The organism is Enterobacter sp. BIGb0383, assembly GCF_003751845.1.
Taxonomy (GTDB): domain Bacteria; phylum Pseudomonadota; class Gammaproteobacteria; order Enterobacterales; family Enterobacteriaceae; genus BIGb0383.
Genome location: NZ_RJKQ01000004.1, coordinates 39,326 through 54,789, shown reverse-complemented (window position 1 = coordinate 54,789; position 15,464 = coordinate 39,326). Strand labels below are relative to the sequence as shown.

Annotated in this window: 12 protein-coding genes; 5 read left to right on the top strand and 7 right to left on the bottom strand. The window is 54.6% G+C overall.

The window, feature by feature from the left end; translation table 11 throughout:
* Position 1: 1 nt before the first annotated feature.
* Positions 2 to 1,645: a membrane protein insertase YidC gene (gene yidC, locus EDF81_RS18285; protein WP_123349599.1), complete on the top strand. Its 1,644-nt coding sequence runs from the start codon at positions 2 to 4 to the stop codon at positions 1,643 to 1,645.
* A gap of 74 nt (positions 1,646 to 1,719) precedes the next feature.
* A complete protein-coding gene (gene mnmE, locus EDF81_RS18280) occupies positions 1,720 to 3,084 on the top strand; it encodes a tRNA uridine-5-carboxymethylaminomethyl(34) synthesis GTPase MnmE (RefSeq protein ID WP_123349598.1) in 1,365 nt (454 codons plus the stop codon).
* A 46-nt stretch (positions 3,085 to 3,130) separates the two neighbouring features.
* Here the strand turns inward: mnmE and fhuA are convergent, their stop codons facing one another.
* Positions 3,131 to 5,344, bottom strand: a complete 2,214-nt coding sequence (gene fhuA, locus EDF81_RS18275) for a ferrichrome porin FhuA (RefSeq protein WP_123349597.1) — start codon at positions 5,342 to 5,344, stop codon at positions 3,131 to 3,133.
* 297 nt (positions 5,345 to 5,641) lie between these two features.
* Between fhuA and EDF81_RS18270 the strand changes: the two genes are divergently transcribed.
* A complete protein-coding gene (locus EDF81_RS18270; RefSeq protein WP_123349596.1) occupies positions 5,642 to 7,849 on the top strand; it encodes a TonB-dependent siderophore receptor in 2,208 nt (735 codons plus the stop codon).
* Positions 7,850 to 7,906: 57 nt separating this feature from the next.
* On the opposite strand, the gene EDF81_RS18265 is transcribed toward EDF81_RS18270, so the two are convergent.
* The 4 genes from EDF81_RS18265 to EDF81_RS18250 are packed head-to-tail and all read right to left on the bottom strand — an operon-like array spanning position 7,907 to position 11,307.
* On the bottom strand, positions 7,907 to 8,752 hold the full coding sequence (locus tag EDF81_RS18265) for a metal ABC transporter permease (protein WP_123349595.1): 846 nt from the start codon (positions 8,750 to 8,752) through the stop codon (positions 7,907 to 7,909).
* Complete coding sequence (sitC, locus tag EDF81_RS18260) at positions 8,749 to 9,606, bottom strand: iron/manganese ABC transporter permease subunit SitC (protein WP_123349931.1); 858 nt, start codon at positions 9,604 to 9,606, stop codon at positions 8,749 to 8,751. The genes EDF81_RS18265 and sitC overlap by 4 nt, the downstream gene beginning before the upstream one ends.
* Positions 9,606 to 10,448 (bottom strand): manganese/iron ABC transporter ATP-binding protein, encoded by an 843-nt coding sequence (locus EDF81_RS18255; RefSeq protein ID WP_123349594.1) that lies wholly within the window; start codon positions 10,446 to 10,448, stop codon positions 9,606 to 9,608. Before EDF81_RS18255 ends, sitC begins: the two co-directional genes overlap by 1 nt.
* A gap of 4 nt (positions 10,449 to 10,452) precedes the next feature.
* Positions 10,453 to 11,307 carry a metal ABC transporter substrate-binding protein gene (locus EDF81_RS18250; RefSeq protein WP_260232737.1) on the bottom strand — a complete coding sequence of 285 codons (855 nt, stop codon included), beginning with the start codon at positions 11,305 to 11,307 and terminating at the stop codon, positions 10,453 to 10,455.
* A 405-nt stretch (positions 11,308 to 11,712) separates the two neighbouring features.
* Between EDF81_RS18250 and EDF81_RS18245 the strand changes: the two genes are divergently transcribed.
* A complete protein-coding gene (locus EDF81_RS18245; RefSeq protein ID WP_123349592.1) occupies positions 11,713 to 12,462 on the top strand; it encodes a 4'-phosphopantetheinyl transferase superfamily protein in 750 nt (249 codons plus the stop codon).
* Positions 12,463 to 12,532: 70 nt separating this feature from the next.
* Here the strand turns inward: EDF81_RS18245 and EDF81_RS18240 are convergent, their stop codons facing one another.
* Entirely contained in the window at positions 12,533 to 13,870 is a 1,338-nt protein-coding gene (locus EDF81_RS18240) for an NCS2 family permease (protein ID WP_123349591.1), read from the bottom strand.
* 164 nt (positions 13,871 to 14,034) lie between these two features.
* Here EDF81_RS18240 and yieH point away from each other — a divergent pair, with 164 nt between their 5' ends.
* Positions 14,035 to 14,700: a 6-phosphogluconate phosphatase gene (gene yieH, locus EDF81_RS18235; RefSeq protein ID WP_123349590.1), complete on the top strand. Its 666-nt coding sequence runs from the start codon at positions 14,035 to 14,037 to the stop codon at positions 14,698 to 14,700.
* 35 nt (positions 14,701 to 14,735) lie between these two features.
* Here the strand turns inward: yieH and phoU are convergent, their stop codons facing one another.
* A complete protein-coding gene (phoU, locus tag EDF81_RS18230) occupies positions 14,736 to 15,461 on the bottom strand; it encodes a phosphate signaling complex protein PhoU (RefSeq protein ID WP_123349589.1) in 726 nt (241 codons plus the stop codon).
* Positions 15,462 to 15,464: the final 3 nt, after the last annotated feature.

The following is a 15,464-nucleotide window of genomic DNA, read 5'->3' as shown; positions in this document are numbered from 1 at the left end:
GATGGATTCGCAACGCAATCTTCTTATCATCGCTTTGTTGTTCGTGTCTTTCATGATCTGGCAAGCCTGGGAGCAGGATAAAAATCCTCAGCCTCAGCAGCAGACCACGCAGACTACGACCACCGCAGCGGGTAGCGCCGCAGACCAGGGCGTGCCGGCCAGTGGCCAGGGGAAACTGATTACGGTTAAAACCGACGTGCTCGAACTGACCATCAACACCCGTGGCGGTGATGTTGAGCAGGCTCGCCTGTTGGGCTACCCGAAAGAGCTCGGTTCAAACGAGCCGTTCCAGTTACTGGAAACCTCATCGCAGTTTATCTACCAGGCGCAGAGCGGTCTGACCGGTCGCGACGGTCCGGATAACCCGGCTAACGGTGAGCGTCCGCTGTACAACGTCGATAGCGACACGTTCGTACTGGCCGATGGTCAGAAAGAGCTGGCGATCCCGATGACCTGGACTGACGAAAAAGGCAACACCTTCACCAAAACCTTCACCCTGAAACGCGGTGAATATGCGGTGAACGTGGGCTATAACGTGCAGAACGCCGGTGAAAAACCGCTGGAGATCTCCACCTTTGGTCAGCTGAAGCAATCCATCAAACTGCCAGCCCACCTCGATACCGGTAGCAGCAACTTTGCGCTGCATACCTTCCGCGGTGCGGCGTTCTCGACGGCGGATACGAAGTACGAGAAGTACAAATTCGACACCATCGCCGAAAACGAACAGCTGAACGTGAATTCTAACGGCGGCTGGGTAGCGATGCTGCAGCAGTACTTCGCCACCGCATGGGTTCCGAACAACGACGGCAGCAATAACTTCTTCACCACTAAAATTGGCAACGACATTGCAGCCATCGGCTACAAATCGCAGCCGGTTGTGGTACAGCCGGGCCAGACTACCGCGCTGAACAGCACGCTGTGGGTCGGGCCGGAAATTCAGGACAAGATGGCCGCCGTTGCGCCGCACCTGGATCTGACCGTTGACTACGGCTGGCTGTGGTTTATCTCTCAGCCGCTGTTCAAACTGCTGAAGTTCATCCACAGCTTCCTGGGCAACTGGGGCTTCTCCATCATCGTGATCACCTTTATCGTGCGCGGTATCATGTACCCGCTGACCAAGGCGCAGTACACCTCGATGGCGAAGATGCGCATGCTGCAGCCGAAGATTCAGGCTATGCGTGAGCGTCTGGGCGATGACAAACAGCGTCAGAGCCAGGAGATGATGGCGCTGTACAAAGCTGAGAAAGTGAACCCACTGGGCGGCTGCTTCCCGCTGCTGATCCAGATGCCAATCTTCCTTGCGCTGTACTACATGCTGATGGGCTCCGTTGAACTGCGTCATGCGCCGTTCGCACTGTGGATCCATGACCTGTCCGCACAGGACCCGTACTACATCCTGCCGATCCTGATGGGCGTAACGATGTTCTTCATTCAGAAGATGTCGCCGACCACCGTGACCGACCCGATGCAGCAGAAGATCATGACCTTTATGCCGGTCATCTTCACCGTCTTCTTCCTGTGGTTCCCGTCAGGCCTGGTGCTGTACTATATCGTCAGCAACCTGGTGACGATCCTTCAGCAGCAGCTGATTTATCGTGGTCTGGAGAAACGTGGCCTGCATAGCCGCGAAAAGAAAAGCTCCTGATTACGTTAAGCAGTAGCTAGAATAAAGGCGGTCAGATGACCGCCTTTTTTTATTGGTATTAAACGAGAAAAACCATGAGCCATAACGACACTATCGTCGCCCAGGCCACCCCACCGGGACGCGGTGGCGTCGGCATTCTGCGTATCTCCGGCCTCGGCGCACGCGACGTCGCTCAGGCGGTACTGGGCAAGCTGCCAAAGCCGCGCTACGCCGATTACCTGCCGTTTAACGATACGGACGGCTCGGCGCTGGATCAGGGGATTGCGCTCTGGTTCCCGGGCCCGAACTCCTTTACCGGCGAAGACGTGCTGGAGCTGCAGGGCCACGGCGGTCCGGTAATCCTCGACCTGCTGTTAAAACGTATTCTTACCCTGCCCGGCGTGCGTATCGCCCGTCCCGGCGAGTTCTCCGAGCGGGCGTTTCTGAACGATAAGCTGGACCTGGCCCAGGCGGAAGCGATCGCCGACCTGATTGACGCCAGTTCAGAGCAGGCCGCACGCTCGGCGCTGAACTCGCTCCAGGGCGCATTCTCTGCCCGCGTTAATCATCTGGTGGAAGCACTTACTCACCTGCGTATCTACGTTGAAGCGGCCATCGATTTCCCGGATGAAGAGATCGATTTCCTCTCCGATGGCAAAATCGAAGCCCTGCTGAATACGACGATCGGCGATCTCGACGCCGTCCGGGCCGAAGCGCGCCAGGGCAGCCTGCTGCGTGAAGGGATGAAGGTGGTGATTGCCGGACGTCCTAACGCCGGTAAATCCAGCCTGCTGAACGCCCTGGCGGGCCGTGAAGCGGCTATTGTGACCGATATTGCCGGGACTACCCGCGACGTGCTGCGCGAGCATATCCATATCGACGGTATGCCGCTGCATATTATCGATACCGCCGGGCTGCGCGACGCCAGCGATGAAGTTGAACGTATCGGGATCGAGCGTGCCTGGCAGGAGATTGAGCAGGCCGACCGCGTCCTGTTTATGGTTGACGGCACCACCACCGACGCCGTCGATCCGGCCAGCATCTGGCCCGACTTTGTCGCCCGTCTACCGGCCAAACTGCCGATTACCGTGGTGCGTAACAAAGCGGATATCACCGGCGAGACGCTGGGTCTCAGCGAGATGAATGGTCACTCACTGGTTCGCCTCTCCGCACGCACCACCGACGGCGTGGACGCGCTGCGCAACCATCTTAAGCAGAGTATGGGCTTTGATACCCGTATGGAAGGTGGCTTCCTCGCCCGTCGTCGCCATCTGCAGGCGCTGGAAACGGCCGCAGAGCATCTGCAACAGGGCAAAGCACAGCTGCTGGGCGCATGGGCCGGCGAACTACTGGCGGAAGAGCTGCGTCTGGCACAGCAGGCGTTAAGCGAGATCACCGGCGAGTTTACCTCAGACGATCTGCTGGGACGGATTTTCTCGAGTTTTTGTATCGGGAAGTAAGGCAGGAAAGCTCTCCCGCAATGCGGGAGAGCTTTTTAAGCGATTATCAGAAACGGAATGTCGCTGTTGCAACGACCTGACGTTCCGCTCCCCAGAAGCAACCATACGTCTGGAAGCAGCTGGCCACGTAGTCACGATCGAGCAGGTTGTTTACGTTGACGGCAATGCTGGAACCCGGCAGAGAGAATCGCGCTAAATCATATTTAACGACGGCATCCATCACCGTGGCACTTCCAACTTTGAAGCTGTTGTCCGGCGAACCATAGGTTGACCCCACGTAACGCCCACCCGTACCTAATGTCAGACCAGAGAGCAGGCCCTCATTAAAGGTGTAATCACCCCAGAGCGATGCCATGTTTTCAGGTACCTGCTCCGGTCGGTTTCCTTTCAGGTTGGTGTCTTTGGTGTATTCAGCATCGGTATAGGTATAAGAAGCGGTCAGGTTAATATTGGCATTGACTGCCGCTTTTGCCTCCAGCTCAATACCACGCACCCTGATCTCACCCGCAGGAACCTGTCCCAGGGGATTTGACGGATCGGCGGTAAGATTATTCGTTTTGGTCAGCTCATAAACCGCCGCCGTCAGAACAACTGGACGATCTTTTGGTACATATTTAACGCCAGCCTCGTATTGCTCTCCTTTTGATGGGGCATAAGACTGACGAGGCGTGCTCCATAAATCGAAGGCGCTTGGTTCGAAGGACTGGCTATAGCTGAAGTAAGGCGTAATACCATTATCGAACAGATAGTTAACCCCACCGCGCCAGGTGAATTTCTTATCGTTACGTTCGACATAACCGCCGCCGTCACCACGTACCGTGGTTGCCTGTTGTGACCAGTCGTAGCGTCCGCCTAAGGTTAAATACCACTTATCCCACTGGGCCTGATCCTGAAGGTAGAGCCCGGTCTGCTTACTTTCATTCAATTGATAAGGTGCGGCATCGCCAAAATCAAAGTCTTCATTAACCGGATTGTAGAGATCTATAGGAGTAGCTGAGCCGAAAGTCGCATTGATGTCATTACGCATACGCATGTAGTCGACACCTGCCAGCAACGTATGATCCACATCACCGGTAGCAAATTTACTTTGAAGCTGGGTATCAACGCTGAAGTTTTGCAGACGCTCGTTATCCACGATCGTGCCGCGCTTCAGATAATGCCCGACATCTGCTGCCGGTACCGTCGGACAGTCGGCAACCGTACAGATCCCCGTACCGTAAGCACTTTTCTGAGCGGTCTTCATTTCACTGAAGCGCAGGTTCTGACGAACGGTAAACGTATCGTTAAAGCCGTGTTCAAAACTGTACCCAACCATCTTCTGGTTGCGGGAATAGGTATTATTTTTGGCCCCTTCATTAAAGCTTGTCGGGAGGCGTGAACCGTCAGGTAACGGTTGTACAGTGCCCTCTTTAGGCAGCCAGCCGTAATAACCTGTTTCCGGTTCATTCTGGAAATATGAAAGGAAGGTAAAGTTGGTCTTATCATCCGGGCGCCATGAGAAAGTCGGCGCTATCGCGTATCGCTGTTGATTATGTTGCTTATCTTGCTGTTCACTGTTCGAACGTGCGACACCCGTCAAACGCCAGGAGAACTCATTATTCTCGTCAAAGGAGTCAGCGAAATCAAAACCGGTCTGGAACAGATTATCCGTTCCCATCTTGAACTGAACTTCCTTCAATGGCTCGGTGCCGGGACGCTTACTCACCATTGAAATGATACCGCCGGGGTTGCTCTTTCCATAAAGCACGGAGGTTGGGCCGCGCATTAATTCAACGCGCTCCAGCATGTAGGGATCGATTACCGCATCATTATAGAAATTACCCTGTAATTTTAACCCATCAAGATAATTGTTCTGACTCAGGCCGACAGAAGTAAAGCCCCTGATAATAACAAAGTCATAGGTGCTTGACGCGCCACGGCTACTGACTGACACGCCAGGAGTATATCCCAGGGCTTCTTTCACCGATTTCGGCTGGTGTATTTCCATTTCCTGCCGCGTCACGATGGAAACGGACTGTGGGGTTTTCTCAACGGGCGTATCGGTTTTGGTGGCGGTTGCAGAACGCTTAGCGGCAATCGTCGGCGCAGGCCCCCACGCGCTCTCTTCCGGAGATGACGCGGAAGAGGTCACGGTGATGGTGTCTTCAGGAGATGCGCCGGTAACGGCAGCCTGAACAGAGAAACAACCCGTTGCGCCAGCAATGAACACTGCCAGCTTACTTACTGAAAAACCTGATTGTTTCAGTGAATGATTAAACATGCTTTTAAACCCTTAAGACAAGCATAAAGAAGCGAATGAGAGTTATTATCGCGTAAAAATTACACTATTTGTAATAAATATTATAAAGAAATTCTTATGTGCCTGGCGAGCCAGTCCCCTCAGGTAATGGCAATTTGTATGTAAATGATATTGAGTGAGATTATCGTTTGCGCTTAAATGTCGGGGCCGAATGCAGAGTGGAATAAAAAACAAAGGGAATTGTATGGTTAACCATTTGAATTTACTAATTATTAATAACAACTCTGCATTGTTAATTTAAATTTATCAGAGAAAATCATGCAAAACCCAAAAAACAAGCAGCTGGCATTGCGCAAAACGATGCTTGCGCTGGCAATTGGCGCGCTGGCGAGTAACGCCCACTCCGCAACCAACACCGCCTCAGCCGCAAAAAATGCGGAAGATACCATTGTGGTACAGGAAAGCGCCGCAAGCGATTTTAAAGCCGGAGGAGATACGCTGGTTCCAGCTTATCTTGACGGGCAGATCGCTAACGGCGGTCGCCTGGGGATGTTAGGCCAGCAGAAAGCGATGGATGTGCCCTTTAATATCATCGGCTATACCTCGAAGCTGGTGGAGGATCAGCAGGCACATACTATTGCCGATGTAGTGGCTAACGACGCAGGGGTTCAGTCCGTAAAAGGCTATGGTAACCAGGCGGAAACCTTCCGCATCCGTGGCCTCAAAATGGATGGCGACGATATGCTGATGGGCGGCCTGCCGGGCATAGTGCCGCGTCAGGTGTTGGATACTCAGATGCTGGAGCGTGTCGAAGTCTTTAAAGGGGCCAACGCGATTCTTAACGGTGCAGCGGGCACCGCCGTTGGCGGGACAATTAACCTTGAGCCGAAACGCGCAGAAGATACACCGATGGCACGTGTTGGTATGGATTATACCTCCGACTCACAGATTGGTACTTCCCTGGATGCGGGCCGTCGCTTCGGCGATAACAACCAGTTTGGCGCCCGCGTTAACCTCCTCCATCGCGAAGGTGAAGGCCGCATAGAGAACGATCGTCGTCGTACCACACTGGCGTCTCTGGGACTGGACTACCGCGGTGATGCCCTGCGCGGCTCCCTGGACTTTGGTTATCAGAAGAAAACGTTCCACGGCTCTAATATGGGCGTCAAAATTGACAATGCTAATCTGACAGAGGTACCTCGTCTGCCGGGCAGCAATAGTACGAACTACAATCAGAAATGGAACTTTAGCGATATCGAAAATCAGTTCGGGATGACACGCGCTGAATACGATATCACCAGCGACTGGACGGTATATGGTGCACTCGGTGGCCAGCATGCGCATGAAGTAGGGGATTACTCTACTCCGACTCTGCTGAATAACACCGGCACGGTGAATGTCAGCCGCATGATAAATAACTACTATATCGATACGTTCAGCACTATGGGAGGCATTCGTGGCGCCTTTGATACGGGCTTTGTCTCTCACAAAGTGAATATTGGTTATGCTGCGACGACCAAAAGAATCAAAAAAGCCTGGGGTATGACAAAAACAGAAGATCGACCGCTGATGGATTTCTATAACCCACAGCAGATTGATCCGCCGAAGCTTGGCTCTTTTGGTGGGAAAAGCTTTAGCGATCCGCTCACCACCGAACGCAGCCGTACGAAAAGCGTACTGCTAAGCGATACACTCGGCGTCCTCGACGATACCCTGCTATTTACTCTCGGTGCCCGTTATCAGGAAGTGGTTGCACGTACTTATGACGTCAATTTCGGGCTCCCGGTAGATGGAGATTCTCAGAATAAAAATCGCTGGTTGCCTGCCTACGGTGTTGTTTATAAGCCATGGGAAGAGGTTTCCTTCTACGCAAACCATACCGAAGCCCTGCAGCCACAGCCCAGTAAAATTAACGGGTTTCCGCAGTATGGTACTCGTATGAATATTGCCCACTCTAAGCAGAATGAAATGGGCGTGAAACTCGACTTTGGCAACGTGGGCGGCACGATGTCGGTCTTCGAAATCCAAAAGCCTTACGTATTCAAGGATCTCTCCCTTGGTGGAGAGCAGCGTAACCGTGGCGTTGAACTGAATGTGTTTGGTGAGCCAGTTCTGGGCCTGCGTCTGAACGGCGGCGTAACCTGGGTGGATGCTGAGCTGACCAAAACAGAGGATCCTGCAAATAAAGGTAATGATGCCATCGGCGTACCGAGCTTTACCGCCGTCCTGGGCGCAGAGTACGACATCAAGCCAGTTGAAGGCCTGACAGCTACCGCACGTGTTAACCATACCGGCTCTCAGTATGCCAACGTGACCAACACTAAGAAACTGGATAACTACACTACCCTGGATCTGGGGGTACGCTACCGTATGCAGCTGAACCAGGATAAAAATCAGATGGTTTGGCGCATGGGCATTAGTAACGTGACCAACGAAAACTACTGGTCTGGTGTGGATGACTCAGGCATTTATCTGTTCCAGGGCGAGCCTCGCACCCTAAAAGTATCAATGAGCTACGACTTCTAATCTCACCGCGTTAAAAAGCTCTCCCGGCGTTTGGGAGAGCTTTCCTGTCATAACATCCTATTCCGCCGCCAGCCGTCGTCGCTCCATACGCCTCTCCTGAAGGGAGGAATAGATAAAGGCAGCGATAAACACCAGCGTAAACAGCAGTACAATCGTCGGCGCGGGCGCGCTATCAATAAAGAACGACAGCCAGACCCCACTCACCGAGATCACCGCAGACAGGCAGGCCGCGAGGATCAGCGCCAGATGGAAACGGCGGGTCAGCAGCACGGCAATCGCACCAGGCGCAATCAGCAGGGAAATCGAGAGGATAATCCCCACGGATTTCAGCGTCGCCACAATGGTCAGCGCCACCATACAGAGCAGGCCATAGTGCAGGAATCCCGTATTCAGACCGCAGGCTCTGGCCTGGTGGGCATCGAAGCAGTAGAGCAGGAAATCACGCCATTTCACCAGCAGCACCAGAATCACCAGCGCAGAGATAATCGCCGTCTGCAGAATATCGCTGCCGTTTACCCCGAGCATATCGCCAAACAGAATATGGTCGAGATGCACTTCCGGCTGCACGGCGATATAGAGGATCAGCCCCGCGCCAAACATGCCGGAGAAGACAATCCCCATCACCGTATCCTGCTTAATGCGGCTGTTATCTTTGATATAGCCGCTGGCCACCGCGCAAAATAGCCCGGCGATAAAGGCCCCGACCGCCAGCGGCGCGCCGACCATCCAGGCCAGCACCACGCCAGGGAAAACCGCATGGCTCATAGCATCGCCCATCAGCGCCCAGCCCTTCAGCACCAGGAAGACCGAGAGCAGCGCACAGGGGATGGAAACAATCAGCGAGATCAGCAATCCGTTGTTCATAAACCCGAACTGCAGGGGTTCCAGAAGGAGTTCAATCATAATGCCTCCTGAGCGGCCAGGCGGGCGCGTCGGCGGTTCGCCAGGATGCCGTGCTTAGGCGCAAAGACAAACGCCACCAGGAATAGCAGCGTCTGGGCGACGACAATAATGCCGCCGGTCGCACCGTCGAGATAATAGCTGGCCCACGCCCCGACAAAACTGGTGATGCTGCCGATCGCCACGGCGATCATCAGCAGGCGCGGAAAGCGATCGGTCAGCAGCCAGGCCGTTGCCCCCGGCGTCACCACCAGGCAGATCACCAGAAACGCGCCAACGGTCTGCAATGCCGCCACCGTCGATACCGCCAGCAGGGTGAAGAACAGCACTTTTAAGCGCTCAGGACGCAGGCCAATGGCGCGGGCGTGGTTCTCGTCAAAGAAGCACACCATCAGGTCTTTCCATTTCAACAGCAGCAGCGCAATGGACACCACGCCTATCACCGTCAGCTGGATAATATCCTCCGGCGCAATCGCCAGAATATTGCCCAGCACGATGGTCTGAATATTTACCGAGGTCGGGTTCAGTGAGACCATAAACAGCCCCAGGCCAAAGAAAGAGGAGAAGATCAGGCCGATAATGGCATCCTCTTTTAGCCGGGTTCGCTGGTTCAGAAACAGCATGCTGCCCGCCGCCAGGCCACCGGAGAGAAACGCTCCCAGCGCAAACGGCAGGCCCAGCATATAGGCTCCGGCGACACCCGGCACAATGGAGTGCGAGAGCGCATCGCCAATCAGGGACCAGCCTTTCAGCATCAGGTAGCAGGATAAAAACGCACACAGACCGCCGACCATCGCGGAGACCCACATGGCGTTAAGCATGTACTGATAGCCGAACGGCTCCAGCAGCCAGCTCATCATGATTCGCTCCGCGGCGCAGGACGGTGAGAGATAAACGGCCGTTCATCATCGGTGATGATGTGCTCTTCCGAACCGCTCAGCACCACGCGACGCAGGACGCCGCTAAACGCCTTCTCCAGATTCTGGGCGGTAAAGGTGGTTTCCGTCGGACCGCTGGCCAGCACGGTGCCTTTCACCATCACCGTGTAGTCGCAGAATTCGGTGACCGATCCGAGATTGTGGGTCGATACCAGCATGGTTTTCCCTTCATCGCGCAGCTCCGCCAGCAGGCTAATAATTTTAGCCTCGGTCTGCACATCCACACCGGTAAAGGGCTCATCCAGCAGGATCACCTGCCCCTGCTGGGCAATGGCCCGCGCCAGAAAGACGCGTTTTTTCTGCCCACCGGAGAGCTCGCCGATTTGCCGGTGGCGGTACTCCAGCATATTGACCCGCTCCAGCGCATCGGTGACGATCTGGTGGTCCTTCTCCTTTGGCCGACGCAGCATGCCCATATGGCCATAGCGGCCCATCATCACCACATCTTCCACCAGCACCGGGAATGACCAGTCCACCTCTTCCGCCTGGGGAACATAGGCCACGCGGTTTTGCCGCAGCGCCTGACGAACCGACATATCGAGAATAGAAATCGTCCCGGAAGAGAGGCGAACAAAGCCCATAATCGCCTTAAACAGGGTCGATTTCCCGGAGCCGTTCACGCCCACCAGCGCAGCAATCGAGCCGCCAGGTACCTGAAAGCTGGCATCGCGCAGTGCGGTATGTCCGTTACGGTAGGTGACGCCGACCTCCCTGACATCAATGGCCGGGCGTCGTTCTTCAGACTGCTGCGCTATGGTCATGGCCTCACTCCTTCAACCCGTCATTGATACCCTGCACCAGGGTGCGCGTCGTGACCTTCAAGAGATCAATATAGGTGGGAACCGGGCCTTTTTCCGCACTGAGGGAGTCGACGTAGAGTACGCCGCCGTAATGCGCGCCCGTTTCACGCGCCACCTGGCGGGCCGGTTTGTCTGAAACGGTGCTCTCACTGAAGATGGCCGGAATCTTGTCCTGCTTCACCTTATCGATAACCTTACGCACCTGCTGCGGCGTTCCCTGCTGATCGGCGTTAATCGGCCACAGATAGAGTTCGCGCAGGCCAAAGTCGCGGGCCAGATAGGAGAAAGCGCCTTCGCTGGTGACTATCCAGCGTTTTTCCTGCGGGATAGCGGCCAGTTCATCGCGGATCGGTGCAATAGCTGCGGTAATTTGCTGCTTATAGGTTTCGGCATTACGCTGATAGGTAGCGGCATTGGCCGGATCGTACTTCACCAGCGCATCGCGGATATTATCAACGTAGATCAGGGCGTTATCCGGCGACATCCAGGCATGGGGATTAGGCTTGCCGTTATAGGGCCCTTCGCTGATGCCCATCGGCGTAATCCCGGTGGTCACCACCACTTCCGGCACCCCTTTCAGATGCTGGTAGAAGCGCTGGAACCACAGTTCCAGGTTCATACCGTTGGAGAGAATAAGCTGCGCACCCTGGGCGCGTTTAATATCCCCCGGCGTCGGCTGGTACTCATGAATCTCTGCCCCGGCGCGGGTGATCGAGGTCACCTCTGCCGCATCACCCGCCACGTTTTTTGCCATATCGGCAATGACCGTAAAGGTGGTGACCACTTTGAACTTTTGTTCAGCCCAGGCGGAAGTCGTCATCGCCGACAGCGCGCAGGCCAGCAGGATCAGTTTTTTGGTTTTCAGGAGCATGCCGGTTTCTCCATAAGATGATTAAAATTACTTCAAATATAGCTCATGCTAATTTATATAGCACAAGCTATATCTAAATGAAAATGATTATCGTTTTAAAAGATTATTGAGAATTTCAACAACAAAGACATTAGGTAGAAAAAAGGGTACGGTGGGTGGCGGTATAAGAAGTGGGCAGAATACCCGCGATCGGGGAGCTGATTCGTAAACAACCCTGATGTTACATCAAAGGAAATGTAAAAAACCCACTTAAGGTCTTCTCATTTACGCATTTACGGATTAAAAACTACGCATATTGAGCGATAATATATTTACCGCCTTTATTTATCATTGACCATTATCACGGAGCGAAAAATGGCAACGCATTTTGCAAGAGGGATCCTTAAGCACGACCATCTCATTCCTCTGAGGCTATCGGACCCTTGTCACAGCGAGGCAAACCGTCTGCCCGAACATCGACGCATTCGTTTTCTGGCTTCCAGAACGCTGCTGGCCGAGCTGATGTTTATGCTTTACGGTATCGGAACGCTGCCGGAAATCATCACTCTGCCTGATGGTAGACCGCGCTTTAAGGATGAACTTCTGCCGCGCTTTTCACTGACGTACACGGGCAATATGGTCGGCGTCGCCCTGACCACCGAAGGTGAATGCGGCCTGGATATGGAGCTTCAGCGCGCCAGCCATGGTTTTCAGCTGCCCCGCGTCACGGAGAAACCGACGTTTTCCAGCAACGAAACCCTGTGGATCAATAACCAGAACGATCCCAACGAAGCCCGCTCCCAGATGACGACCCTGCGTCGTAGCGTCCTGAAGCTGAGCGGCAATCTGCATAACACCGACCCGGCATTTCTGCAGCTACAGCCCGGCGCGGGACGTTTGCGCCTTGCCACCCCGGCGCCCATCGAAGCGATCTGTGATGCAGAAGACGTCCTGGTCTGGTCCGTCGCCGTCAGCCCGGCCATCGAACGCCTGAAAATCTGGGAATATGATAGCCTGCACGGCTGGACGAGCCTGCCCGATGCCCATTCTCGCATTAATGAACCTGCCGGACGCCTGATGCGCTTTACCAGCCTGCCAACGGAAAAAGGATTTACGCTCAACTGATTCGGACGCGGTGAAAAGAGTCCGGTGGGGGAAGCCTGCCCTGACGTAATACGCCAGGGCAGTTTGACGCTTAGTGGGCGTCGATAAACACAATCTTCAGTACGAACAGCAGCGCCACCACAACCACGCACGGGCTGATTTCACGCACACGGCCGGTACCCAACTTCATCACACAGTAAGAGATAAAGCCCAGGGCGATCCCTTCAGTAATGGAGAAGCTGAACGGCATCATCACGGCGGTGATAAAGGCCGGTACGGATTCAGTGAGGTCGTCCCACTTCACGCGTGCCAGGCTGGAGGTCATCAGTACGCCAACGTAAATCAGCGCGCCCGCAGCGGCATACGGCGGCACCATCCCGGCCAGCGGCGACAGGAAGATCACCAGCAGGAACAGCAGGCCCACTACGATGGCCGTCAGGCCGGTACGGCCACCCACGGAAACGCCGGAAGAGGACTCGATATAGGCCGTCACGGAAGAGGTACCAATAAAGGAACCGGCTACCGAGGAAATGCTGTCCACGTACAGCGCCTGCTTCATGCGCGGGAATTTGCCTTTCTCATCGGCCAGACCGGCTTTATCGGTCACGCCAATCAGGGTGCCGGAGGAGTCAAAAAGGTTGACCAGCATAAAGGAGAAAATCACGCCCGCCAGGCCCAGGTTAAAGGAACCGGCAAGGTCAACCTGACCGACCACGCTGGTGACGCTCGGCGGCGCAGAAACAATACCGTGATACTGCACGTCGCCCATCAGCCAGCCCAGCAGGGTGGTCACGATAATCGACACCAGCACCGCAGCATGAATATTGCGGGATGCCAGAATAGCGATGATAAAGAAGCCCAGCGCGCCCAGCAGGACGCTGTGCGAGGTCAGGTTACCGATAGTGACCAGGGTTTCCGGGTTTGCGACAATAATACCGGCGTTTTTCAGCCCCATCATTCCGATAAACAGGCCAATACCGCTGGTAATGCCCACGCGCAGGCTCATCGGAATATTGGCAATCATCCAGTAGCGGACGCGGAAAATCGTCAGCAGCAGCAGGCCAACGGCGCCCCAGAAGATGGCACCCATCCCGATCTGCCACGGCAGACCCATCGCCCCAACGACCACAAAGGCGAAGAAGGCGTTCAGACCCATAGCCGGTGCCAGTGCAACCGGCAGATTGGCGAACAGACCCATTAAAATGCTACCGAACGCGGCGATCAGACAGGTGGTCACAAAGACCGCGCTGGTGTCCATTCCCGCCGCGCCAAGAATTTGCGGGTTAACAAAAACGATGTAAACCATCGTTAAAAAAGTGGTGAAACCGGCGATCACTTCGGTGCGTGCCGTTGTGCCGTGATCACGCAGTTTAAACACGCGTTCAAGCAATCCCGGGTTTGAGGCCTGGGTATTGTGCTGTTGGCTCATTCTCTGTTTCCAAACAATAGGAGGGAAAATTCGTCGCTATCCTATACCAAAATGAGGCACTATTGACGGTTGTCGCATACTTTTTTTCATTGAATTTGCTTATACGGCAACGATTGCGTGCGGAAAATTGTATTACGTAAACGATAAACTAGCAGGGGAAAGTGATGTCCCACATTGAAGCGGTATTTTTTGACTGTGATGGCACGCTGGTCGACAGCGAAGTCATCTGTTCACGCGCCTACGTCCATATGTTCGCGGAATATGGCATCACGCTGGATCTGGAAACCGTCTTTAAGCGGTTTAAGGGCGTTAAGCTCTACGAGATCATCGATATGATTAACGCCGATCACGGGGTTAATCTGGCCAAAACCGATCTGGAACCTGTTTTTCGCGCTGAGGTCGCACGTCTGTTCGACAGCGAACTGCAGGTGATTGCCGGCGCGAATGCGCTGCTGGATGCGCTGAGTGTGCCGATGTGCGTGGTATCGAACGGTCCGGTCAGCAAAATGCAGCACTCTCTGGGCAAAACCGGCATGCTGCACCACTTCCCGGAAAAACTGTTTAGCGGCTACGATATCCAGCGCTGGAAGCCGGACCCGGCCCTGATGTTCCACGCGGCGAAAGCGATGAACGTGAATCCGGAAAACTGCATTCTGGTCGATGACTCTTCAGCGGGGGCGCAGTCGGGAATTGCTGCAGGAATGGAGGTGTACTACTTCTGTGCCGACCCACACAATCAGCCGCTCGATCACCCAAAAGTGACCACCTTTACGGATCTGGCAGCGCTGCCTGAGCTGTGGCGTCAACGCGGGTGGAATATTACCCGCTAAAAAATAAGGCCGGAATCGTATCCGGCCTTTCTGTATCACTCTTTCGGATCTTTACCGGCGAGCAGTTTATCCAGCTCATCACCGCCAACGTGACGGAAATCCTGCCCCTTCACGAAGTAGAAAATAAACTCGCAGATATTCTGGCAGCGGTCGCCGATACGCTCGATAGAACGGGCGCAGAACAGCGCGGTCAGTACGCTCGGGATCGTGCGGGAGTCTTCCATCATGTAGGTCATCAGCTGACGTACAATGCCTTCGTACTCCTGGTCCACTTTCTTGTCTTCACGATAGATACGCACCGCTTCGTCGAGATCCATCCGGGCAAACGCGTCCAGCACATCGTGCAGCATCTGCACGGTGTGACGGCCCAGCGACTCCAGGCTTACCAGCAGCGGCTGGTGCTGCTGGGAGAATTTCTCCAGCGCCGTGCGGCAGATTTTATCCGCCACGTCACCAATACGCTCCAGCTCGGAGATGGTTTTGATAATCGCCATCACCAGACGCAGGTCGCTTGCCGTCGGCTGACGCTTGGCGATAATCCGCACGCAGGCTTCATCGATGGCAACTTCCATCATATTGACCTGCTTGTCGCCGTCGATAACGCGCTTCGCCAGCTCGCCATCCTGATTATGCATCGCGGTGATCGCATCAGATAACTGCTGCTCCACCAGCCCGCCCATGGTCATGACCTGAGTGCGAATATGCTCCAGTTCAGCATTGAACTGGCCGGAAATATGTTTGTTAAGGTTAAGACTGTCCATTGC

What these genes read in the sequence shown, in the direction of transcription:
- EDF81_RS18255 (WP_123349594.1), bottom strand. Translation starts at nt 10,448, where the DNA reads ATGACCATAGCGCAGCAGTCTGAAGAACGACGCCCGGCCATTGATGTC.
- phoU (WP_123349589.1), bottom strand. Translation starts at nt 15,461, where the DNA reads ATGGACAGTCTTAACCTTAACAAACATATTTCCGGCCAGTTCAATGCT.
- yidC (WP_123349599.1), top strand. Translation starts at nt 2, where the DNA reads ATGGATTCGCAACGCAATCTTCTTATCATCGCTTTGTTGTTCGTGTCT.
- sitC (WP_123349931.1), bottom strand. Translation starts at nt 9,606, where the DNA reads ATGAGCTGGCTGCTGGAGCCGTTCGGCTATCAGTACATGCTTAACGCC.
- fhuA (WP_123349597.1), bottom strand. Translation starts at nt 5,344, where the DNA reads ATGTTTAATCATTCACTGAAACAATCAGGTTTTTCAGTAAGTAAGCTG.
- EDF81_RS18265 (WP_123349595.1), bottom strand. Translation starts at nt 8,752, where the DNA reads ATGATTGAACTCCTTCTGGAACCCCTGCAGTTCGGGTTTATGAACAAC.
- EDF81_RS18240 (WP_123349591.1), bottom strand. Translation starts at nt 13,870, where the DNA reads ATGAGCCAACAGCACAATACCCAGGCCTCAAACCCGGGATTGCTTGAA.
- EDF81_RS18250 (WP_260232737.1), bottom strand. Translation starts at nt 11,307, where the DNA reads ATGACGACTTCCGCCTGGGCTGAACAAAAGTTCAAAGTGGTCACCACC.
- mnmE (WP_123349598.1), top strand. Translation starts at nt 1,720, where the DNA reads ATGAGCCATAACGACACTATCGTCGCCCAGGCCACCCCACCGGGACGC.
- EDF81_RS18245 (WP_123349592.1), top strand. Translation starts at nt 11,713, where the DNA reads ATGGCAACGCATTTTGCAAGAGGGATCCTTAAGCACGACCATCTCATT.
- EDF81_RS18270 (WP_123349596.1), top strand. Translation starts at nt 5,642, where the DNA reads ATGCAAAACCCAAAAAACAAGCAGCTGGCATTGCGCAAAACGATGCTT.
- yieH (WP_123349590.1), top strand. Translation starts at nt 14,035, where the DNA reads ATGTCCCACATTGAAGCGGTATTTTTTGACTGTGATGGCACGCTGGTC.